Here is a 20,859-nt window from a genome sequence, read left to right on the forward strand (position 1 = left end):
TCAGGCCTCTCCGGTTTCGGTGTCGCGCGAGGGGTCGATGTCCATCGCGTGCTCGCTGGTCTCGGTATCGGCGCGGCGGGCGAGGCGCGAGAAGCTCTCGAGCGACAGCATCACGGCACCCACGACCGACAGGAACACACCCAGATCGAAGGCCATGGCGGAGGCCAGCTCGAATTTCTCGAGCCCCGGCAGCTTCACGTAGCCGAAGGTCGAGGTCAGGAAGGGGCGGCTGAACAGCCATGCGCCAATCCCGGTCAGCCCGGCGATCAGCACGCCCGCGCCGATCACCCCGTGATAGGGGTAGCGCTGGCGGTCGTTGGCCCAGGAAAAGCCCGAGGCCATGTATTGCATCACCACCGCGATCGACACCACGAGGCCCGACACGAAGCCGCCGCCGGGCTCGTTATGGCCGCGCAGGAAGATGTAGATGCCCACCATCAGCAGCACCGGCAGCAGCAGGCGCGTGACCACCACCATGATCAGCGGGTGCGCGTCACCGGCCTGTTTCTGGTCGGGCACGCGGTTGAGCAGGCGGGCGCGGACGGGGCCGGACAGCAGCGCCTCGGTCACCGCATAGATCACCAGAGCGGCGATCCCCAGCACGATGATCTCGCCGAAGGTATCAAACCCCCGGAAGTCCACGAGGATCACGTTCACCACATTGGTGCCACCCCCGCCAGCGTAGGAGTTCTCGAGCATGTAGTCCGAGATCGTGCCGAGCGAGAAATCGCGGCGCAGGATGGCATAGGTCAGCCCTGCGGTACCAAGACCGGCGAGCACCGCCAGCGCGCCGTCGCGGAGGCGGCGGGCCGAGGTGGATTCGATGGGGGTGGTGTTGGGCAGGAAGTTCAGCGCCAGCAGCAGCAGGATGATCGTCACCACTTCGACCGAGATCTGCGTCAGCGCAAGGTCCGGCGCGGAAAGGTAGTTGAAGGCGATCGACACCATCGTGCCGATCACGCCCATCAGGATCAGCGCGACCAGACGGTTGCGGTGGAACAGCACAATGAGCGTGGTGGCGGTGAGGATGAGGATCCAGCCCGCCAGCGGCAGCGGCTGGATGGGCAGGATCTCGCGGGTGACCGGGCCGACGGATCCGGTGAACCACGCATGCGCGGCAGCGGCCAGCACGGTGACGGTGAAGATCGTCGCATAGCGCGAGAAACTGCCGTTGTGCATGCCCTGCGTCAGCCGCTCGGAGCCGCGCGCGCAGGCATCGACCAGCGCTTCGAAGATGCGCTTGGCCTCGGGGCGGGGCGCCGCGTCCCAACCCTTCAGCAGCGGCGTGAAGAGCGCCAGCAGGATCAGGCCGCCGACAGTGGCGATTACCGACATGATCAGCGCCGGGGTGATCCCGTGCCACAGCGCCAGATGCGCGCCGGGGACTTCGCCCTCGGCGCCGATGACGGCGGCGGCAACGCGTTTCACTACGGGTTCGGCAAGGAAGGGCAGGCAGCCCACGGTGACGACGATCAGGCCAAGGAAGGCTGGCGGCCCCCACATGCCGAAATTCGGGTCATGCGGCTTGTGCGGATAGTCGTCGCGGGTCTTGCCAAGGAAGGCATGGGCGATGAAGCGAAAGCTGTAGGCGGCCGAGAAGATCGCCCCCAGCGTCGCCAGCGCCGGCACCAGCCAATGCGAGCCGAAAAGGACGGTGTGCGAGGCTTCTTCGAGGAACATTTCCTTCGACAAAAAGCCGTTGAACAGCGGAATGCCAGCCATGGCCAGCGCGCCGACGATGGCGATGGTCGCGGTCACGGGCATCAGGTGGCGCAGCCCGCCAAGACGGCGGATGTCGCGGGTGTGCGCCTCGTGATCGACGATCCCCGCCGTCATGAAGAGCGAGCATTTGAACGCCGCGTGGTTGAGGATGTGAAACACCGCCGCCATCGCGCCATAAGACGTGCCGGTGCCCAAAAGCATGGTGATCAGGCCAAGGTGCGAGACCGTCGAGAAGGCCAGCAGCGCCTTCAGGTCGTGCTTGAAGAGGCCGATGACGGCGCCCAGCACCATGGTCACCAGACCCGCCGTGGTGACGATCCAGAACCATTCGTCGCTGCCCGCCAGCGCGGGCCAGAGCCGCGCCATCAGGAAGATGCCCGCCTTCACCATCGTCGCCGAATGCAGATAGGACGACACCGGCGTCGGCGCGGCCATCGCGTGCGGCAGCCAGAAGTGGAAGGGGAATTGCGCCGACTTGGTGAAGCAGCCCAGCAGGATCAGCAGCAGCGCCGGAACGTAATAGGGCGAGGCTTGGATCACCTCGCGCCGCGCGAGGATCTCGGTGATCTCATAGGTGCCCGCCGCCGAGCCCAGAAGAAGCATGCCGCCGATCAGCGCCAGCCCGCCCATGCCGGTCACGGTCAGCGCCATACGCGCGCCCTGACGGCCCTCGGGCAGATGTTTCCAAAAGCCGATCAGCAGGAAGGACGACAGCGAGGTCAGTTCCCAGAAGATCAGCAGCAGCAGGATGTTGTTCGACAGGACGATGCCCACCATCGCGCCCTGAAAGAGCAGAAGATAGGTGTAGAACTCGCCCATATTGTCATCGCGCGTCAGGTAATAGCGTGCGTAAATGATCACCAGCGCACCGATCCCGAGGATCAGCGCGGCGAACATCATGCCCAGCCCGTCGAGGAAGAGCGTCACGTTCAGGCCGATGGAGGGCATCCATGCGACCGAGGCGGTGACGGTCTCTCCGGCCCAGACGGCGGGTAGGTGGGTGATCAGGCCAAGCAGCGCTGCGAGGGTGACGAACAGGGTCGCCATTCCGCAGGCGCGCCGGCCCGCCTGAATCATCAAACCCGGAAGCAAGGCTCCGAGGAAGGGCAGGAGCGCGATGATAAATAGTGACATGAAACTCCCTGATCGTCGTTGGCGGCGTCGAGAGAAGGCAGCCGATTTCACACGGTATCACAACCCGAAAACGGCTACGCTGACGTGAATTTTAGTAAAGTTAGCCGAAATCTAACGGTAATGTCAGGATTAAAAATTCCACCGAACTATTGCGATTGTTACCCCCGGTTACTATGGCCATGAGGCCCGTGAGGACATGTGATGTTTCTGTGATACATCTTTTGGTTGCGCGGTCGGTGTGCGTATTTGACGCAGGGTTGCGGCGGCCGACTCCGGTGGTGCTTTGCATGGAATTCTGCCTTGCGGTGCGGCGGTTTGCGGGATCTCTGCCCCGTTAGCGCGTGGCAGGGCTGGCCGGGTGGCCCCTTCGCCTTGTGTGCCGCTCTGGGGGCTGCTACTTCGGCTTGTAAGCTCAATCCCCGATGCATTTCATCAGGAACAACGCGAGGCAGGCAGCAGTGGCGCAACCCCGTCTGGAGGTCCGAAATCTCGTCCGGCGTTTCGAGGGGCGCGCGGTTGTCGATGATGTCTCGCTCAGCATCGAGCCGGGGGATGTGACCTGCCTGCTCGGGCCCTCGGGCTGCGGCAAGTCGACGACGCTGCGGATGATCGCCGGGGTCGACATGCAGGACAGCGGCTCGATCCACGTCGACGGCACGCTTGTGTGCGACACGGTGTTTCGCATCCCGCCAGAACGCCGCGCAATCGGGCTGATGTTTCAGGATTTCGCGCTCTTCCCGCATCTGTCGGTGGGCGAGAATGTCGCCTTCGGCCTCAAGGGCTCCGCAAGCGCCAAGAAGGCGCGGGCGCTGGAACTTCTGGACCGGGTCGGCCTTGGGCATTTCATCGACGAATACCCGCACCAGCTTTCGGGCGGCGAGCAGCAGCGCGTGGCGCTGGCGCGCGCGCTGGCGCCCAGGCCACGCATCATGCTGATGGACGAGCCTTTCTCGGGCCTCGACAACCGCCTGCGCGACGGCATCCGCGACGAGACGCTGGCGCTGCTGAAGGAAGAGGGTACCTCGGTTCTGTTGGTCACCCATGAGCCCGAAGAGGCCATGCGCATGGCCGATGAGATCGCCCTGATGCGCGGCGGCAAGATCGTTCAGCGCGGTGCGCCCTACAACATCTACAACGCTCCGGCGGATAAGGCAGCGGTGGCGTTCTTCAGCGATATCAATACGCTGAGCGGCAAAGTTCAGGGCGCGCTTGCACAGACGCCCTTTGGCCCGTTCCTTGCGCCCGGCGTGCCCGATGGCGAGCAGGTGGATATCGTCTTCCGCCCGCAGCACGTGGGGATCGACTTTGACCGGGGCGGGCGCGGCCCGAACCCGACGCAGATGGCGGGCACCCCGGCGCGCGGCGTGGTCGAGCGCGCGCGCTTCATGGGCTCGGAAAGCCTTGTGGAGTTCCGCATGGATTTCGATGGCGGCATGATCAAGGCCACGGTGCCGAATGTCTTCCTGCCGAAACCCGGCACGCCGCTGTGGCTGACCGTGCGGCGCGACCGCTGCTTCGTCTTCCCCGCGACGGCCTGAGGCCAGATCAAAGCTGTTCAGGCCAGCGCGGCCAGCGACAGCAGCGATAGCGCGCTGGTCCAGATCGTTACCGCCGCGATGCGGTCGGTGCGCGTGCCATGCAGCAGCGCCAGCGCAAAGGCCATGGCGCCCGAGGGTCCGGCGGCAAGCAGGGTGAACTGCGCCTGCCATTGCCCGGCGACGCCCATCAGCCACAGCGCCAGCGTCACCAGCAGCGGAAAGCCAAAGAGTTTCAGCGCCGCAAAGCTCACCACCACCGGCGAGGGCTTCAGGCTCTGTCCCGACAGCAGCAGGCCGAGCGCGAAGAGCACCAGCGGCGCGGTGCCAGCCCCGGCAAAATCGCAGGCGGTGCGGATCGGCTCTGGCAGGGGCAGGCCAGAGAGGTTCACGGCGATGCCCAGCACAATAGAGATCAGCGTGGGGTTGACCGACAGCCGCTTCAGTGCGGGCAGCGGTCCGGCCGAGGGGCGGGCGATCAGGTCGGAGCTGATGATGAAGAAGGCAAAGGCGATCGCCGTGTCCCATGCGACCACGGCAGTCACCGGCAGCGCGCCGCTTTCGCCGTAGATCAGCAGCGAGATCGGACGGATATAAAGCAGCGAGTTGACGAAGATCACCGTCATCGCCAGCAGCCAAGCCTCCAGCGCCGCGCAGCGGAAAAGCCGCCGCGCCAGCGCGTAGCAGGCGGCGAAGGCTGCGGCCTCGCAGGCACCATAGGTGAGCAGGGCGCGCAGGTCGAAATCGGCGAAGGGCACGGTGGCGATCAGCGGAAAGATCAGCCCCGGTTGCAGCACCATCAGCGCGATGCGGTTCGCCGAGGCCGCGTCTTGCCGGGTGAAAATCTGCCGCCTGCCAAGGGCAAAGCCGAGCGCCAGCAGCGCAAAGACCGGCAGGATATCATGGGTGAGGACGGTGAGCATGGGGTTCCGGTCTTGGTATACCAAGGTTGGATCAGGCCCCGCGCGCCGGGTCAAGGTGCACTCAGGTCTGCAATCAGTTCTGCGGCGCGCCCGGGAAATGCTTTGCCCGCAGGGCGGGCAGGTCCATGCGGCAGCGGCGCAGCAGCCCATGGCGGTCCAGACGCTCGGTCAATTCGGGCGTGGCGGTGCAGACCTCCTCATAGAAGGCGCGCAAAGCCTCCTCGCCGCCTGCCTCTTCGATCATCGCGAAAAGCTGGTGCAGGCTCACCGCATCTGTCCCGCGCACCTGCGGTTTCAGCTCGGCCCGGTAGGAGCCGCGCGCCAGCCGAAAGCGGTAGGCCTCCAGAAAATGCGCCCAGTCGGCGGCGTGGAAATGCCCCAGCTCGGTCTCGGGCAGGGGGCGCTCTCCGGGGTTCATCTGATCGCCGAGCAGGACGTTATGGATGCGGATCTCCAGCCCCTCGGTGCCCGAGCGGAAGAACAGCTTTCCCGCCACATGGCTGAGGAACCCACCCGAAAGATGCCGCCCCCAAGTGGGAAAGCACGCCTCGGCGGCGCTCTGGCGCGCCTTCTGTTCAAGATGGAAGGCTTTGAACAGCGTCTCGGCGCTCTCAACTCCGGGCGCGGGAGACAGCGCCTCGACCGGGCGGACGCGGGCGCAGAGGCAATCTGGGGGCAGGGCGGCAAGCTGATCGGCCAGCGGGCGCGCGGGCAGCAGAAACTCATCCACGTCCACATGCGCCAGCCAGTCGGTCTCGGGCTTGCGGTTACTCGCGTGCCGGGCGTTGCGGCACTGGCGGACCTGATGCACGTCAGGGCGTTTGCCGCGCTTTTGCCACCACGCGTCGTCGGTGGTGAAGACGCGCAGCTTGGGGTGGGACGAGAGCACCGCCTCGGCCTGCGGGTCCGGCGCGTCGAGGTAGATGTAAAGCCGGTGCGCGCCCTGCTCGAGATGCCACGCGGCAAATTCGAGGATGCGCGGCAGCGCGGCATTGGTGGTGGTGACCGTGCCCCAGCGGATCACGGCAGCTCTCCGAACACGCGGGCGACTGCCGCATCGGGATCGAAGCTTTGCTCGATCAGCATCCCTTGCTGCGAAAGGCGCGCCCGCAGATCCGGCGTGTCGGCGCAGACCTCGTCAAACAGCGCCCGCAGACCGGCCTCGCCCTCTTCATCGAGCAGATATTGGATCAGCTCGGCCTGACCCATCTCGGGCCGCTCCGAACTGCGGCGGTAAGAGCCGAGGCTGCGGCGGAAGTCGAGATGGGCGCGGAAGCCCTGCCACGAGGGCGCGTGCAGATGACCCAGCCAGACATCGCTCAGCCGGTGACGGTTGCTGGCTTCCTCGCCGCGGTATTTCAGCGTGTGAATACCAAGCCGCGTGTCGTCGATCCCGGTGCGGGTAAAGACCTTGCCGGAACTGTGCGAAAGAAAGCCGCCGTAGAGATGCGCGCCGAAGGTGGGGTAGACGTCCTGCAGCACCGATTTCGGACGCCCGGCGTGCTTGTGGGTGGTCTTGAAGCGCTGCGGCAGACCGGCCTCGGGGGCCAGCGCCTCGGCAGGGGCGACGCGGGCAAAGGCGGCGCTCATCGGGACCTCGGCCAGAAGCTCGGGGATCGGGCGCTGCGGTAGCAGGAACTCATCCACATCCACATGCGCCAGCCAGTGCAAGCCATGCCCTGCGCGCAGGCTTTGCGTGGCGTTATAGGCTTGGCGCAACTGATGCGCCTCGGGGCGGGGGCGGCCGGTCTGCGCCCAATAGGCGGCGTCGCACTGCACGATCCGCACCGCCGGATGGCGGGTGAGAAAGGCGGCGGCCGCTTCATCGGGCGCGTCGAGATGGATGTGCAGCAGATGCGCCCCAAGCTCGATGTGATGTGCGGCAAAGCGGGCGATGTCGCGCAGCGGCGCGCGGATGGTCGAGGTCAGGCCCCAGCGCAGCGACTCGGGAGTCAGGTCGCGATGGCTTGGAGGCACGGGCGCGACATTGGCCGCGGCATTGCTTTTGGCGGGGGTGGCCTGCCGGCGCGTCTGCCGCTGCCGCATGGTGCGCAGGCGGCGAAACACCGTACGCTCGTCGCAGATCAGAAGCTCCAGCAGATGGTGCGCAAGCGGGCGGATCACCGGATCACCCTCGGCCTCCATCCACAGCCGCCCGATCAGGTTCACATCCAGCCCGCCGCTGGGCAGCGAATAGCTGTCCATCTCCAGCGGCAGCGGGCTGCGCGCCTTACCGTCGAGCGCGAAGGGCCGGTCGGCGGCGAGCCCGGAATAGAGCCGCTCGGATTCATAGAGCTTCATGGTGCCGAAGAGCGCCGTAAGCGCCAGCCCCACCGAGCGCTGCACGAGGCTGAGCCCGTGATCGCCGAAGGTGGTGACCGAAGAGACCAGCCAGCGCGGATCGAGCTGCGCCAGCAATGCCGCGCCTTCTTCGGCCCAGAGCCGCTGGAACAGCGCCGGGGCGTGCTCGGGGAAGCTGCGCTTGCGAAGATGCGCGATGAGCAGCGCATTCAGAAACACCAACTCGGACCGGCCTGTCAGTTCCTTGCGCAACGCGTGGCGCTTGCGGTGGTAGGACGAGCGGAAGGGCGGGGCTTCTTCGGGGTCGCCATCGGGATCGCCGATGATCCGATCCGCAAGCCCCGCAAGCGGCGTATCATAGGGAGGCAGCGCCTCGCCGGGGGCATAGTCGATGGCATCGCGTCGGCCCTCCATCTGCGTGAGAATGGCCGCGATTCCGCCGGGATAGCTGGGGGTCTTGTCTGCGCTCATGGGCCGGAGACTGCCGCCAAGCGTGGATGCGCGCAATTGCCCGAGCAGCGGCGCGGCGCGCATGGCCCGCCCGCGTCGCCTTTCGGCCACGCTGGCGGCGGGGCCTCGGGCGGCCCGCCGGCTCACTCCCCCGCCGGCTCACTCCATGGCAAGGATCATGTTGCGCACCACCGGGTAGATCTCATTCTCCCACCGGCGCCCGTTGAAGACGCCATAATGGCCGACGTTGGCCTGCAGGTGGTGGCGCTTCAGATGCGGGCGCAGCGACGAACAGAGGTCATGCGCCGCCGAGGTCTGGCCGAGCCCGCAGATATCGTCGCGCCCGCCTTCGACGGTGAGCAGCGCGGTGTGGCGAATGGCAGCGGGGTTCACCTTGCGCCCGCGATAGGTGAACTCGCCCGTCGCCAGTTCGGCCTTTTTGAAGATGCGCTCGATGGTCTCGATGTAGAACTCCTCGGTCAGATCGAGCACGGCGAAATACTCGTCGTAGAACTCCTTCACCTTGCGCGCCTCTTCGGTCTCTCCGGCGGCGAGGTGATCGTAGAGCCGTTTGTGCTGCGCGCGGTGCCGCTCCATGTTCATCGACATGAAGGCGGTGAGTTGCACAAAGCCCGGATAGACCCGCCGACCGGCCCCAGCATAGCGCAGTGGCACTGTGGCAATGACGTTGCGCTCGAACCAGTCGAGCGGCTTTTCATCGGCCAGCGCGTTCACCGTCGTGGGGCTCTCGCGCACATCTACCGGGCCCGCCATCAGCGTCATCGACAGCGGTGTCGCGGGGTTGCGATCCTCCGACATCACCGCAACCGCGGCGAGCGCCTGAACGCAGGGCTGGCAGACGCCAAGGATATGCGCGCCCGGCCCGATCTCTTCGAGAAAGCGGATCACATAGGCGACGTAATCCTCCACCCCGAAAGCGCCCGCCGATTTCGGCACGTCGCGGGCGTTCTTCCAGTCGGTGATATAGACGTCATGGTCACGCAGCAGCACTTTCACCGTGCCCGCCAGCAGCGTGGCGAAATGCCCCGACAGCGGCGCGGTCACCAGCACCTTGGGGCGCGGCGTGTCGATCTCCTTGCGAAAATGCAGCAACTGGCCAAACGGCAGGTCGAGCGCCACTTCCTCGCGCACCGGCACGTCGCGGTTGCCATCGCGTACCGTGGTGATGCCGAAGGCCGGGCGCTCATGGCTGAGCCGGAACCGGCTGACCATCTCCAGCGCGGCGGCATTGTGCCGCGACAGCTGCGCAAAGGGCCCGGAAAGGCGGGGCATGAACGTCAGCCCATGCAGCGCCGCCATGCGAAAAGGGGCGATAAAATCATCAAGTCCTTGGTAGCCTGCGTAGAGCACGTCGATTTCCCCTCGCTGCCTCGCGAAAACGCTAGCCAGGTCTGCGCGCGCGATGCGACAAGAAACTGTGGTCTTGGCGCGAGTGACAGCGGGAGGAAGACGCATGGGGCAGGCAACGCTCACCATTTCATCGAAAAACTATTCCTCGTGGTCTTTGCGGGGCTGGCTGCTCTGCCGCATGGCCGGGCTGGAGTTCACCGAGGAGATGGTCGACACCACCGACGCCACCGCCCGGCAGGAGCTTTTGCTGCTCTCGCCCACGGTGCTGGTGCCGCGGCTGGTGCATGGCAAGGTGCAGGTCTGGGACACGCTGGCCATCGCTCAGTATCTCAACGAGATCCTGCCCGAGGCCGGGCTCTATCCCGATGACATCGTGGCGCGCTCGCATTGCCGGTCGATCTCTGGCGAGATGCATTCGGGCTTTTACAACCTGCGCTCGGCGCTGCCGATGAACCTCAAGGCGCGGCATCAGAGCTTCAAGATTTTTTCGGGCGCGCGGCCCGACGTCGAGCGGATCAAGGTGATCTGGCACGAGTGTCTCGACACCTACGGCGGGCCGTTCCTCTTTGGCGCGCGCCCCTCGGTCGCCGATGCCATGTACGCGCCGGTCTGCACCCGTTTCCGCACCTATTCGGTGGCGCTCGATCCGACGCTCGAGGCCTATGTCGAGACCATCCTGAACTGGGCGCCCATGCTGGAATGGACCGAGGGCGCGCTGGCCGAGCCCGACGAGATCGTCGAGCTTGAAGTGGAGTTCTAACGCGCCAGCTCGCGGGTGCCGCGGGCGATCCCTTCCAGCGTCATCGGCACCATGCGCTCCTCGAAAATCTCGCGGATCATCGCGATCGACTGGGTGTAGCGCCAGTGCTTCTCGGGCACCGGGTTGATCCACAGGTGATCGGGCCATTGCGCCCGGGCGCGGCGCAGCCAGACCTCGCCCGCCTCCTTGTTCCAATGCTCATTGGCGCCGCCCGGCACGGCGATCTCATAGGGGCTCATCGAGGCATCCCCGACGAAGATGCATTTATAGTCGGGCCCATAGGTGTTGAGCACCTCCCACGTCGGCAGCTGCGCGTCCCAGCGGCGGCGGTTGTCGCGCCAGACCCCTTCGTACAGGCAGTTGTGAAAATAGTAGTGCTCGAGGTGCTTGAACTCGGCCCGCGCCGCCGAGAACAGCTCTTCGACCACCTTCACATGCGGATCCATCGAGCCGCCCGCGTCGAGGAACAGCAGCACCTTCACCGCATTACGCCGCTCTGGGCGGGTCTTCACGTCGAGATAGCCATGCTCGGCGGTGGCGCGGATCGTGCCGTCGAGGTCCAGCTCATCCGCCGCCCCGTCGCGCGCCCAGGCCCGCAGCCGCTTCAGCGCGACCTTGATGTTGCGCGTGCCCAGTTCGACCTGATCGTCGAGGTTGCGGAACTCGCGCTTGTCCCAGACCTTCACCGCGCGCTGGTGGCGGCTTTGGTCCTGACCGATGCGCACGCCCTCTGGGTTGTAGCCATTGGCGCCAAAGGGCGAGGTGCCCGCGGTGCCGATCCATTTGCTGCCGCCCTCGTGGCGCTTTTGCTGCTCGCGCAGGCGCTGCTTGAGCGTCTCCATCAGTTTCTCGAAGCCGCCCATCGCCTCGATCTCGGCCTTCTCTTCGGGCGACAGATGCTTTTCGGCCATCTTCTGCAGCCAGTCCGCGGGCAGCGCCACCGCCTCCAGAACCTGCTCGAAAGAGATCGCCTCGACGCCCTTGAAGGCCTCGGCAAAGGCGCGGTCGAACCGGTCGAGATGGCGCTCGTCCTTCACCAGCGCGCAGCGCGCGAGGTAATAGAACCCCTCCACGTCATAGCGTGCCAGCCCGGCCTTCAGCGCCTCGAGAAAGCTCAGGAACTCGCGCAGCGAGACCGGCACCTGCGCCTGTCTCAGGGTTTCGAAAAATCGCAGGAACATCCGCCACCTCCGGCCGCAATGATGCCGCGCCGAGCCAGCGCCCTCAACCCGGGTCTTCTTCTCTTTGAAAATACGCCGGGGGTGAATTCGCGCAGCGAAAAGGGGGCAGCGCCCCCTATGGGCGCAAAATCAGCTCAGAACGCCAGCTTCTCAACCGCGATGGTGACGATCAGCCCGATCAGCCCGAAGGCGATCGCATAGACCGCGACGAACTGCGCGATATCGGCCTTGTTGCCCTTGCGGCGCCGGGCGGTCAGCCCGCCGATGATGGCGCCCAGCAGGGCTCCGGCGATCACGATCATGCGCTGTCCTCAACTCCCGTTCATCGGATTGAGCGCAGCGATCTGTCGCAACTTGGCCTCCGCCGCCCAATCCGGGCCGAAGCCGTAGCGCGCCCATCCCAGAGAGTCCAGCCGGACCTGCTCGGCCTCGGACGCGCGCCCCGACATCTGCAGCGCCTCGGCGCGCAGCATCTTCAGCGTCGCCAGAAGCGCAGCGTTCTCATAGCGCGTCGCGGTCTCCTGCTGCGGCGTCACAAGCTCCAGCGTGCGCGCCGCATCGCCTGCCCGCAGCGCCAGCGCGCCAAGCTGCGCGTCCACATAGGCCTCGTGCAGACGTGCGCCGGGCAGGGCCGCGAAGACGCGCCGCGCGGCGTCGAACTCGGCGCGCGCCGCCGCCGGCTCATCGCCTTGCAACAGCCGCCCCAGCACAAAATGCGCAAAGCCGAGCCGGTGATCGCGCCAGCCTTCGCGTTGCGCGAGGCGCAGCGCATCTTCGGCCGAGGCGCGGCGCTTCGGCATCGGCTCGCCGGTGCTCAGCGCGGTCTGGATGGCGTCGATCCAAGGCCGCGGGGTGGGCGCGAGATGCCGGTCGGGCAGGGACTCGCCGCGTGGATTGAGCCGGGCAAGGATCGCGGGCAGCGCCTGCGCCACCTCGGCGCGGCTCATCCCCGAACGCAGCGCGGGGTCGTAGAACACCCGCAGCACCAGCATGTCATAGCCGGAAAGCACCGTGTGCACATTGTCGTCGTTGAACACGCTGTCACCCAGCCGGTAGAGATCGTTGAGCGGCCCCAGCGCCTGCGCGATCTCTTCGTGCAGGCAGTCACGCAGCTCCTGCGGCGCGGCGTCGGCAGGCAGGAAGACCGCGGCGGTCTCGCGCTTCTGCACATCCACCCAGCTGGTGCTCCCGGCGCGGCGCGCACGGCGGTACTCGGCCAGCGAGCTGACGCCGGGGATGACGAAACAGGCGGCCTGCGGCAGCTCCTTGCGGATCGTCTCGCGCGAGACCGGAACAAGGGTGATATTGGCCGCTTTGGCCTTGGTCTCGGTGATGTCGATCCCTGCCTCTTCGCGCAGCCGCCGCAGCAGGCGCGCAAGGTCGGCGCTCAGGCTGGGCGGCGCATCTCCGGCCACGCGCAGGGTCACGGGTGTCTCGAAGCGGGTGAAGACCGGCAGGCTCTTGCCCGATTCCAGCAAGAAGGCGAGGTCGAGCACATCACGGGCGATCTGCGTGTTGGCGACCTGCGGCGGCTCGGGCTGCGGCGCGCCGAAACGTGCGGCGAGCGGCGGTTTGGCCAGCGGGGTTTCCGGCGCGGCAGTGCCACGCCGCGCGGTCTCGGGGCCGCTCGGCGCGCAGGAGCCGAGCAGCAGCCCGAGGGTCAGCACGATGAGCCCGCGCCGCCACATGGCTCAGGGCCGCTGATACTTGATGAAGGGCGTCTCGGTCCCGATCCGGTCATAAAGCTGCCGGGCGGTGTGGTTGAACTCTTGCGTCAGCCAGTAGACCGTCGGCGCGCCAGCGGCATCGGCAGCGGCATAGACCGCCTCGATCAGCGCCCGGCCCACGCCCTTGCCGCGCGCCTCGGGGGCGGCATAGAGGTCCTGCAGATAGCACACATTCTCGATGCGCCAGCAGTGGCGGTGGAAGAGGAAATGCACCAGCCCGATAAGCGCACCCTCGCTCTCGGCCACAAGGCAGCTGAAATCCTGCGGATCCTCGCCCAGCAGCCGCGCGAAAGTGGAGGCATAGACCTCTTCGGGCACCGAGGTCTCGTAGAAGGTGAGATAGCCGGTCCAGAGCACGCGCCACGCGGCTTCGTCTTCGGCCCGAAGGGGCCGGATAATTACGCTGTCTTGGGACATGCTGCCTCTGCCTCGATGGTCTTTTGTCGTTGTATCTTCGGGGCTTCGCGCCCTCTGCAGACGCCAGTATAGCGCGGGGCGGCGCAAAGGTGTGCCTCAAAGCGCCCGGCGCCGCGAAAATGTGATTTCGCGGCGCCGGATTGAATAAAATGACGTTGGGTCAGGGGGTTGGCCTGTGCAGTGATGCAACAGGCGGCTCGGGATCAGACCATCATTTCCTTGGTCGCCGAGAGGGTCACGCCCGGATAGTCACGCTCGACCCGGTCGATGTCCCATTGCATGCGCGTCAGGTAGACGATGTCGCCATCATTGTCGTGGGCGATGTGCTGCTTATTGGCGTTGGTGAATTTCTCCACTGCCGCCTTCTCGCCATGCACCCAGCGCGCCGAGGTGAACTGCGAAGGCTCGAAGCGCACCGGCAGCGAATATTCCTGCTCGATCCGCGCACCCAGAACCTCGAACTGCAGCGCGCCGACGACGCCGACGATGTAGCCCGAGCCGATCGACGGCTTGAAGACTTTCGCCGCGCCTTCCTCGGCAAATTGGAACAGCGCCTTTTCGAGGTGCTTGGCCTTCAGCGGATCGCCCGCGCGCACGCTCTGCAGCAGTTCCGGCGCGAACGACGGGATGCCGGTGACCTTCAGCGCCTCGCCCTCAGTCAGCGTGTCGCCGATGCGCAGCTGGCCGTGGTTGGGGATGCCGATGATGTCGCCCGCCCAGGCCTCTTCGGCAAGCTCGCGGTCGGCGGCGAGGAACAGCACCGGGTTGGAGATCGCCATGGGCTTTTTGGTGCGCACATGGGTCAGCTTCATGCCGCGCTCGAAATGCCCGGACGACAAGCGCACGAAGGCGACGCGGTCGCGGTGCTTGGGGTCCATATTGGCCTGCACCTTGAAGACGAACCCGGCGACCTTCTTCTCATCGGGGGCAATCTGCCGGGGCGCGGCCGAGGTCGGCTGCGGCTCGGGGGCCAGCTCGCCGATGCCATCCATCAGTTCCTTCACACCGAAGGAGTTGATCGCAGAGCCGAACCAGATCGGCGTCATATGCCCTTCGAGCACCGACTGCGGGTCGAGCGCGGGCAGCAGTTCGCGCGCCATCTCGATCTCTTCGCGCAGCTGCTCGAGCAATTCGGCGGGGACGTGTTCGGCCAGCTTCGGATCGTCGAGGCCGCTGATCTTGATCGATTCCGCCACACGGTTTCGGTCGGCCCGGTCCATCAGTTCCAGCCGGTCGTGGATCATGTCGTAGCAGCCGAGGAAATCGCGCCCCATGCCGATCGGCCAGCTGGCAGGCGTCACGTCGATGGCGAGGTTTTCCTGAATTTCGTCGATGATCTCGAAGGTGTCGCGCGCCTCGCGGTCCATCTTGTTGCAGAAGGTCAGGATCGGCAGGTCGCGCAGGCGGCAAACCTCAAACAGCTTGCGGGTCTGGCTTTCCACACCTTTGGCGCCGTCGATCACCATGATCGCCGCATCCACCGCGGTCAGCGTGCGGTAGGTGTCTTCGGAGAAGTCCGAGTGGCCGGGCGTGTCGACGAGATTGTAGCGGAACTGCCCGTATTCGAACGACATCGCCGAGGCGGAAACCGAGATGCCGCGCTCCTGCTCCATCTTCATGAAGTCCGAGCGCGTGCGCCGCGCTTCGCCCTTGGCACGGACCTGTCCGGCCATCTGAATGGCCCCGCCGAAAAGCAGGAACTTTTCGGTCAGCGTGGTCTTGCCCGCATCCGGGTGCGAGATGATCGCGAAGGTGCGGCGCCGCGCGATCTCGGGCGGCAGGGTGGGGCGGTTCGAAGCGGTGTCCAGCATGAGCGCGCGTATAGGTCCGCAAGGCGCTTTTGTCTATGGGGAACCGCGCGCTGCGGCGCGGGGTTGAGCACGGGAAAGGAGACCTGCCATGACCCGCGACCACGGCCCCTCGATCAAGGACGATAAGCTCTATTCAGATCTGCGCGACGACGGCTATTCGAAGGAAAAAGCCGCGCGCATCGCCAACGCCAAGGCCAATCCCGACATGCACCCGTCGAAGAAGGGCGGCAAGGCACCGCCCTATGAGGAATGGACGAAAGACGCGCTTTACGAGCGCGCGCAAGAGATCGACATCGACGGCCGCTCGAAGATGACCAAGGATCAGTTGATCGACGCTTTGCGCAACCACTGAGCGCGGCGCGGGTTGCAGCCTCGGGCCGGCGTATTTGGAAAGAGAAGAAGCCCTTTTGGTCTTCCTCTTGGCGAAAATATCCCGGGGGAGGCCGCGTCAGCGGACGGGGGCAGAGCCCCCATCGGATCGCGCCATCACCATCGTGGCTTGGGCTTTATCCCACCGACGAGCGTCGCAGCAAATCGGCGGCGTCGGGCCGCTGCAGCATCACTTCCTGCACCTCGATCTCCGGCTGATCCGTGGCGCGGTGGCGCGGCAGCAAGGCGGCAAGCTGTTCGGAGAGTTCCGCAGGCAGGGCGGCGCGGGTGCGCGTGTCGACCAGCATGGATTCGGCGGCGATGCCCTCGGCATAGATGATCTGATGGTGATCAAAGAGCATCTGGTAATATTCCACGAAACCGCCCTGCTGCTGCAGGATGCTCTCGCCGTTGAGCAGGTGGCGCGCGCGCACCAGAAGCTCGGCGCGCCCGGCCCCGAGCCGGTCGCGGCGCTGGTAGATGAACAGCCGGTGGTCGGGGCTGACCAGCAGATCGCGCGCATTGTTGAGCGCCCCGGCGCGGATCAGGATCGGTGCGAAGGCGCCGCTGGCCCGCACCACCTGATGACCGATCCAGCGGATTTCCTGCGGGCCGTCGTCGCGGGTCAGCACGCGGTCGCCCAGTTGCAGATCCTCGACGGGTCGCTGCGCGCCCGAGGCCATGGTGATCAGCGTGCCGCGGGTGAACGAGACGCAGGCCGCTTGCGCGAATTTGGCCAGAGCCTCCTGCGTCGACACGCCGACCAAAGCGTAGTCCTTGCGCGGCTGCATCGGCGCGAGCGGCATGAGGTATAGCTCGGTCACCAGCCCTTCGGCATCGGTTTCGACCAGAACGATCGCTTCGGTGATGGCGCCGTCGCCGCTCATGAACAGCAGGCAACTGTCGAGATGCAGCTCGGCTCCAGCGGCGCCGGTCTCGCTGCCGGGGGCGACTTGGAAGGGCGACGCGGCGGCGGGCAGCAGCGACAGGCGGCAGGGGCGCGCCAAGGGCGAGAGCGCGTAGACATCGTCTGGCTGCAGATCGTCGGCAAAGCTGAGCCCGTCGCCGAGATTGGCGCCGCTCACCACGCGCAGATGCGCGCCGCGATAGACGCTCACGCTGTGCGGTGCGCGGGTGGCTTCGGTCTGCAAAGGGGCTCTTGCCATCACTCGTCTCTACCGTTCATGCGCAGCAGGGTCTGCGCGCTCGTCTCTCCGGTCCGCTTGCCGATCTGCTTGCCAATCATGGCCCAAAGGGCTGCGCGACCTGTCGTAAAGCCAGCGGCGTCGCGTAGCCGTTGACCATGTAGCGCGCGGCGCAGGAAGGCCGAGCCTACACCCCATTGTATGCCAAGGGAATGTGTCATCATATGGCCCCGAGCCCGGCGTTTTGCCGGCAGACGACAAGAGGAGAAAGACATGGATCTCGGGATTTCGGGCAAGACGGCGCTGGTCTGCGCATCGTCCAAGGGGCTGGGACGTGGCTGCGCCGAGGCGCTGGCAGAGGCTGGCTGCAACCTTGTGATGAACGCGCGCGGGGCTGAAGCTCTGGAGCAGGCGGCCGAGGAGATCCGCAGCACCTATGGTGTCAAAGTCGTCACGGCGGCTGCCGATATCGTCTCGGAAGACGGGCGCGCGCAGGTGCTGGAACTGGCGCGCGGCGCCGACATCCTTGTGACCAACGCAGGCGGTCCGCCCCCGGGCATCTGGAGCGACTGGGATCGCAGCGATTTCCTCAAGGCGCTGGACGGCAACATGCTGACCCCGATCGCGCTGATGCAGGCGCTGCTGCCGGGGATGATGGAGCGCGGCTGGGGCCGGGTGGTCAACATCACCTCGCGCTCGGTGAAGGCGCCGATCCTGCAGCTGGGTCTGTCGAACTCGGCGCGGGCGGGTCTGACAGGCTTTGTCGCGGGCACCTCGCGGCAGGTCGCTGAAAAGGGCGTGACGATCAACAACCTGCTGCCGGGGGTGCATGAGACCGCGCGCATCGTGCAGATGGACAGTCATGACGCCGAGCGCACAGGGCGCCCGATCGCCGAGATCAGCGCCGAGCGCGCGTCGGGCATCCCGACCCGCGAATACGGGCAGGCGGCGGATTTCGGCAAGATGTGCGCCTATCTGTGTTCGATGCACGCGCGCTTCATCGTCGGGCAGAACATCGTTCTGGACGGCGGCGAGACGCTGGCGACGATCTGAGCCGATGGCACGGGGACCGGACGGGCAGGGCGGGGGCGCGGGCTACTCGCTCGCCGATCAGCTGTTCAATCGCGGCACGCTTGGCGTTCTGGCGCAGGAATATTCCGTCCTGCCGGGCTTCGCGCCCGACCGGTTCGTCGAGACCGCTTTGCCGCGTTTCGCGGGGCTGGGCGTGCATGCGCGGCTGGAGGTGATCGCCGAGGCTCTGGCCGAGCAGCTTGCTTCAGATTTTCCCGAAATGGCGGATCAGGTGGAGGCGGCGCTGCCGCCGCCGCTTGACCCCAGCTTGCGCGACGATGACTTTGGGCGGTTCATCCACGCGGTGCCTGGCGTTCTGGCCATGCGTCACGGGATGGACCACCCGGAGCGCGCGCTTGATCTCCTGCACGCGGCCACCCAGCGGTTTTCGATGGAATACGCCATTCGCCCCTTCCTCAATCGCTGGCCGGATCAGGTGCTGGCGCGGCTCGATGCGTGGGTGGAGGACCCGCATTACCATGTGCGGCGGCTGGTCTCGGAAGGGACCCGGCCCAAATTGCCTTGGGGGATGGGCATTTCGCTCGACCCACTGCTGCCGCTGCGCTTTCTTGACGCGCTGCATGGGGATGAGACGCGCTTTGTCACGCGCTCTGTTGCCAATCACCTCAACGATCTGTCGAAGATCGCGCCCGATGCGGTGCTTGGGCGGCTCGAGGACTGGCAGGCAGGGGCGCGGCAGGACGCAAAGGAACTGGACTGGATGACCCGCCACGCGCTGCGCACGGCGGTGAAGCGGGGTGAGCCACGGGCACTGGCGCTGCTCGGCTATCGCGCGGATCTGCCGGTGCGCGCGCAGCTGAGCCTCGATCCGCCAAGCCTGCCCATCGGCGAGACGCTGGAGATTGTCGCAGAGATCGAGGCGCCGGAGGGGGGCGCCGTGATGGTGGACTACCGCCTGCGCTTCCACCGTCCGAAAGGCAGCGCCGAAAAGGTGTTCAAGCTCAGATCGGTGCGCCTGAAGCCGGGGCAGAGGCTGCGGCTGGTGAAACGGCACCGCATGAAAGGCGATGCGACGACCTTCCGGCTGCATCCCGGCCCGCATGCGGTGATCCTGCAGGTAAACGGGCGCGACGTGGCGGAGGCCGCCTTCGATCTGCGCGAGGCCTAGGGCGCTGCACTCCACTGGGGACAGGAAGGACGCTGTAGCGCTCAATGAGTGCGCGCCGGCCCGGCGGTGCGGGCTGGCGCCATGCGCGGGGTAAGCGGAAGCGACGTCAGCGTCAGCCGTTACGAGCCGGAATAGCCGGAGGTGCTGATGATGCCAGTGGGAACGCCGGTGTCGAGCATCGCGGCGCAGCCGGAGTGGGCATCTTGGAAGCCGATCACCGAGGCATTGAGCAAAAGATGCCAGCTGGCGTGATAACCATAGGCCTGCGCGCGTGAATAGGCGCAGCCGTCAGAGGTGATGAAATAACGGCCCTGATAATCTGGCGGGGGCACATCGTCGCCCGCATGGGCGGTCTGTACGCCAAGCAGGCTGAGCGCGAGGGCGCCGTAGGCAAAGGATTTTCCAGAAAGCGAAAGCGCACCGGGCCTTCGGCGCGGGGTGGTGTGGTTGGTCTTTCGGGGGGCAAAGCGGATCATGCAAGGCTCCATGGTTGAGGTGACAGGGCCTAGGGTGCGCTGCAAATCTGAACTGCACCTCAAAATTTAGGATTTTAGAAATCTTTGGGGCGGGGCGCTGGGCACCGCTTGGGGCAAAGGCAGGGAGTTGCGCAGCAAAGGTCGGTATCGGGGAGCGCGCGCCAAACCGCTTGGCAAATCCTGCGCTTTGGGGCAGAGGGAAGCACATGAGCCAGACCTCCTTTACCCTGTCCGGGCGGGACGGAGCAGCGCGCACCGGGGTGATCTCTACCCCGCGCGGCGAGATCCGCACCCCCGCCTTCATGCCCGTCGGCACCGCTGCCACCGTCAAGGCGATGCTGCCCGAAAGCGTGCGCGCCACCGGCGCCGATATCCTGCTGGGCAATACCTATCACCTGATGCTGCGCCCCGGCGCCGAGCGCGTCGCGCGCCTTGGCGGCCTGCACAAGTTCATGAACTGGGAACGCCCCATTCTGACGGACTCGGGCGGCTTTCAGGTGATGAGCCTTGCCGGGCTGCGCAAGCTCACCGAGGAGGGGGTCACCTTCAAGAGCCATATCGACGGCTCGAAGCACATGCTCTCGCCGGAAAGCTCGATGGAGATTCAGCGGCTGCTTGGCTCGGACATCGTGATGTGTTTCGACGAATGCCCGGCGCTGCCCGCCGACCGCAAGCGGATCGAGGAAAGCATGCGCCTGTCCATGCGGTGGGCGCAGCGCTCGCGCGATGCTTTCGGCGATCGGCCGGGGCATATGCTGTTCGGCATCCAGCAGGGCGGGCTCGAAGAAGACCTGCGCGGCGAGAGCGCCGAGGCGCTGCGGTCCATCGGCTTTGATGGCTATGCCGTGGGCGGGCTCGCCGTGGGCGAGGGGCAGGAGGCGATGTTCAAAGTGCTCGATTTCGCCCCCGGCCAACTGCCCGAGGACAAGCCGCGCTATCTGATGGGGGTGGGCAAGCCCGATGATATCGTCGGGGCGGTGAAGCGCGGCATCGACATGATGGACTGCGTGCTGCCCTCGCGCTCGGGGCGGACCGGGCAGGCGTGGACGCGCCGCGGCATGGTCAACATCAAGAACGCCCGCCATCAGGACGACCCGCGCCCGCTCGACGAGCATTGCAGCTGTCCGGCCTGCCGCAGCTATTCGCGGGCCTATCTGCACCACGTCTACCGCGCGGGTGAGATGATCTCGGGGATGCTGCTGACGTGGCACAACCTGCACTATTATCAGGAACTGATGCAGGGCCTGCGGGACGCGATCGCCAGCGGCACGTTCGCCGCCTTCGAGGAAGAGTTCCACGCCCAGCGGGCCGAAGGGGACATCCCGCCGCTCTGAGGC

At 66.1% G+C, this 20,859-nt stretch carries 18 protein-coding genes; 6 read left to right on the top strand and 12 right to left on the bottom strand.

Features of this window, described 5'->3' with window-relative positions; all coding sequences use genetic code 11:
- Positions 1-2,856: a monovalent cation/H+ antiporter subunit A gene (locus tag G0A00_RS14880; RefSeq protein ID WP_164182458.1), complete on the bottom strand. Its 2,856-nt coding sequence runs from the start codon at positions 2,854-2,856 to the stop codon at positions 1-3.
- A gap of 458 nt (positions 2,857-3,314) precedes the next feature.
- On the opposite strand from G0A00_RS14880, the gene G0A00_RS14885 reads away from it, so the two are divergent.
- Positions 3,315-4,394, top strand: coding sequence for an ABC transporter ATP-binding protein (locus G0A00_RS14885; RefSeq protein ID WP_224899493.1), 1,080 nt, complete (start codon positions 3,315-3,317; stop codon positions 4,392-4,394).
- A 17-nt stretch (positions 4,395-4,411) separates the two neighbouring features.
- Here G0A00_RS14885 and G0A00_RS14890 read toward each other — a convergent pair whose 3' ends face one another.
- From G0A00_RS14890 to G0A00_RS14905, 4 genes are all read right to left on the bottom strand, one after another.
- Positions 4,412-5,314 carry an AEC family transporter gene (locus G0A00_RS14890; protein WP_164182455.1) on the bottom strand — a complete coding sequence of 301 codons (903 nt, stop codon included), beginning with the start codon at positions 5,312-5,314 and terminating at the stop codon, positions 4,412-4,414.
- Positions 5,315-5,387: 73 nt separating this feature from the next.
- Entirely contained in the window at positions 5,388-6,338 is a 951-nt protein-coding gene (locus tag G0A00_RS14895; protein WP_164182453.1) for a glycosyltransferase family 2 protein, read from the bottom strand.
- A complete protein-coding gene (locus G0A00_RS14900; RefSeq protein WP_164182451.1) occupies positions 6,335-8,086 on the bottom strand; it encodes a glycosyltransferase family 2 protein in 1,752 nt (583 codons plus the stop codon). Before G0A00_RS14900 ends, G0A00_RS14895 begins: the two co-directional genes overlap by 4 nt.
- Before the next feature lie 138 nt (positions 8,087-8,224).
- Positions 8,225-9,358 carry a polyhydroxyalkanoate depolymerase gene (locus tag G0A00_RS14905; RefSeq protein ID WP_235956747.1) on the bottom strand — a complete coding sequence of 378 codons (1,134 nt, stop codon included), beginning with the start codon at positions 9,356-9,358 and terminating at the stop codon, positions 8,225-8,227.
- 181 nt (positions 9,359-9,539) lie between these two features.
- On the opposite strand from G0A00_RS14905, the gene G0A00_RS14910 reads away from it, so the two are divergent.
- Positions 9,540-10,196 (top strand): glutathione S-transferase family protein, encoded by a 657-nt coding sequence (locus G0A00_RS14910; RefSeq protein ID WP_164182449.1) that lies wholly within the window; start codon positions 9,540-9,542, stop codon positions 10,194-10,196.
- Here G0A00_RS14910 and G0A00_RS14915 read toward each other — a convergent pair.
- From G0A00_RS14915 to G0A00_RS14935, 5 genes are all read right to left on the bottom strand, one after another.
- Entirely contained in the window at positions 10,193-11,377 is a 1,185-nt protein-coding gene (locus tag G0A00_RS14915) for a VWA domain-containing protein (protein ID WP_164182447.1), read from the bottom strand. The genes G0A00_RS14910 and G0A00_RS14915 overlap by 4 nt on opposite strands.
- Before the next feature lie 134 nt (positions 11,378-11,511).
- Positions 11,512-11,679 carry an apolipoprotein acyltransferase gene (locus G0A00_RS14920; RefSeq protein ID WP_164182445.1) on the bottom strand — a complete coding sequence of 56 codons (168 nt, stop codon included), beginning with the start codon at positions 11,677-11,679 and terminating at the stop codon, positions 11,512-11,514.
- Positions 11,680-11,688: 9 nt separating this feature from the next.
- The gene (locus G0A00_RS14925; RefSeq protein WP_164182443.1) at positions 11,689-13,065 is read right to left on the bottom strand and encodes a DUF2927 domain-containing protein; all 1,377 of its coding nucleotides are present in this window, start codon (positions 13,063-13,065) and stop codon (positions 11,689-11,691) included.
- A 3-nt stretch (positions 13,066-13,068) separates the two neighbouring features.
- Complete coding sequence (locus G0A00_RS14930; RefSeq protein WP_164182441.1) at positions 13,069-13,521, bottom strand: GNAT family N-acetyltransferase; 453 nt, start codon at positions 13,519-13,521, stop codon at positions 13,069-13,071.
- Positions 13,522-13,724: 203 nt separating this feature from the next.
- Positions 13,725-15,332: a peptide chain release factor 3 gene (locus tag G0A00_RS14935; protein ID WP_164182439.1), complete on the bottom strand. Its 1,608-nt coding sequence runs from the start codon at positions 15,330-15,332 to the stop codon at positions 13,725-13,727.
- A gap of 88 nt (positions 15,333-15,420) precedes the next feature.
- On the opposite strand from G0A00_RS14935, the gene G0A00_RS14940 reads away from it, so the two are divergent.
- On the top strand, positions 15,421-15,684 hold the full coding sequence (locus G0A00_RS14940; RefSeq protein ID WP_164182437.1) for a Rho termination factor: 264 nt from the start codon (positions 15,421-15,423) through the stop codon (positions 15,682-15,684).
- Positions 15,685-15,838: 154 nt separating this feature from the next.
- On the opposite strand, the gene G0A00_RS14945 is transcribed toward G0A00_RS14940, so the two are convergent.
- Complete coding sequence (locus G0A00_RS14945; protein WP_164182435.1) at positions 15,839-16,867, bottom strand: Hint domain-containing protein; 1,029 nt, start codon at positions 16,865-16,867, stop codon at positions 15,839-15,841.
- A 252-nt stretch (positions 16,868-17,119) separates the two neighbouring features.
- On the opposite strand from G0A00_RS14945, the gene G0A00_RS14950 reads away from it, so the two are divergent.
- Both G0A00_RS14950 and G0A00_RS14955 read left to right on the top strand, forming a co-directional pair.
- Positions 17,120-17,899 (top strand): SDR family oxidoreductase, encoded by a 780-nt coding sequence (locus tag G0A00_RS14950; protein ID WP_164182433.1) that lies wholly within the window; start codon positions 17,120-17,122, stop codon positions 17,897-17,899.
- 4 nt (positions 17,900-17,903) lie between these two features.
- On the top strand, positions 17,904-19,046 hold the full coding sequence (locus G0A00_RS14955) for a hypothetical protein (protein WP_164182431.1): 1,143 nt from the start codon (positions 17,904-17,906) through the stop codon (positions 19,044-19,046).
- 119 nt (positions 19,047-19,165) lie between these two features.
- On the opposite strand, the gene G0A00_RS14960 is transcribed toward G0A00_RS14955, so the two are convergent.
- Positions 19,166-19,522, bottom strand: coding sequence for a hypothetical protein (locus tag G0A00_RS14960; protein ID WP_164182429.1), 357 nt, complete (start codon positions 19,520-19,522; stop codon positions 19,166-19,168).
- 206 nt (positions 19,523-19,728) lie between these two features.
- Here G0A00_RS14960 and tgt point away from each other — a divergent pair, with 206 nt between their 5' ends.
- Positions 19,729-20,856, top strand: coding sequence for a tRNA guanosine(34) transglycosylase Tgt (gene tgt, locus G0A00_RS14965; protein WP_164182427.1), 1,128 nt, complete (start codon positions 19,729-19,731; stop codon positions 20,854-20,856).
- Positions 20,857-20,859: the final 3 nt, after the last annotated feature.

Source organism: Salipiger sp. PrR002, assembly GCF_010500775.1.
Classification (GTDB): domain Bacteria; phylum Pseudomonadota; class Alphaproteobacteria; order Rhodobacterales; family Rhodobacteraceae; genus Salipiger.

What these genes read in the sequence shown, in the direction of transcription:
- G0A00_RS14945 (WP_164182435.1), bottom strand. Translation starts at nt 16,867, where the DNA reads ATGGCAAGAGCCCCTTTGCAGACCGAAGCCACCCGCGCACCGCACAGC.
- G0A00_RS14910 (WP_164182449.1), top strand. Translation starts at nt 9,540, where the DNA reads ATGGGGCAGGCAACGCTCACCATTTCATCGAAAAACTATTCCTCGTGG.
- tgt (WP_164182427.1), top strand. Translation starts at nt 19,729, where the DNA reads ATGAGCCAGACCTCCTTTACCCTGTCCGGGCGGGACGGAGCAGCGCGC.
- G0A00_RS14925 (WP_164182443.1), bottom strand. Translation starts at nt 13,065, where the DNA reads ATGTGGCGGCGCGGGCTCATCGTGCTGACCCTCGGGCTGCTGCTCGGC.
- G0A00_RS14890 (WP_164182455.1), bottom strand. Translation starts at nt 5,314, where the DNA reads ATGCTCACCGTCCTCACCCATGATATCCTGCCGGTCTTTGCGCTGCTG.
- G0A00_RS14900 (WP_164182451.1), bottom strand. Translation starts at nt 8,086, where the DNA reads ATGAGCGCAGACAAGACCCCCAGCTATCCCGGCGGAATCGCGGCCATT.
- G0A00_RS14935 (WP_164182439.1), bottom strand. Translation starts at nt 15,332, where the DNA reads ATGCTGGACACCGCTTCGAACCGCCCCACCCTGCCGCCCGAGATCGCG.
- G0A00_RS14920 (WP_164182445.1), bottom strand. Translation starts at nt 11,679, where the DNA reads ATGATCGTGATCGCCGGAGCCCTGCTGGGCGCCATCATCGGCGGGCTG.
- G0A00_RS14950 (WP_164182433.1), top strand. Translation starts at nt 17,120, where the DNA reads ATGGATCTCGGGATTTCGGGCAAGACGGCGCTGGTCTGCGCATCGTCC.
- G0A00_RS14930 (WP_164182441.1), bottom strand. Translation starts at nt 13,521, where the DNA reads ATGTCCCAAGACAGCGTAATTATCCGGCCCCTTCGGGCCGAAGACGAA.
- G0A00_RS14905 (WP_235956747.1), bottom strand. Translation starts at nt 9,358, where the DNA reads ATGCCCCGCCTTTCCGGGCCCTTTGCGCAGCTGTCGCGGCACAATGCC.
- G0A00_RS14915 (WP_164182447.1), bottom strand. Translation starts at nt 11,377, where the DNA reads ATGTTCCTGCGATTTTTCGAAACCCTGAGACAGGCGCAGGTGCCGGTC.
- G0A00_RS14960 (WP_164182429.1), bottom strand. Translation starts at nt 19,522, where the DNA reads ATGATCCGCTTTGCCCCCCGAAAGACCAACCACACCACCCCGCGCCGA.
- G0A00_RS14880 (WP_164182458.1), bottom strand. Translation starts at nt 2,856, where the DNA reads ATGTCACTATTTATCATCGCGCTCCTGCCCTTCCTCGGAGCCTTGCTT.
- G0A00_RS14955 (WP_164182431.1), top strand. Translation starts at nt 17,904, where the DNA reads ATGGCACGGGGACCGGACGGGCAGGGCGGGGGCGCGGGCTACTCGCTC.
- G0A00_RS14940 (WP_164182437.1), top strand. Translation starts at nt 15,421, where the DNA reads ATGACCCGCGACCACGGCCCCTCGATCAAGGACGATAAGCTCTATTCA.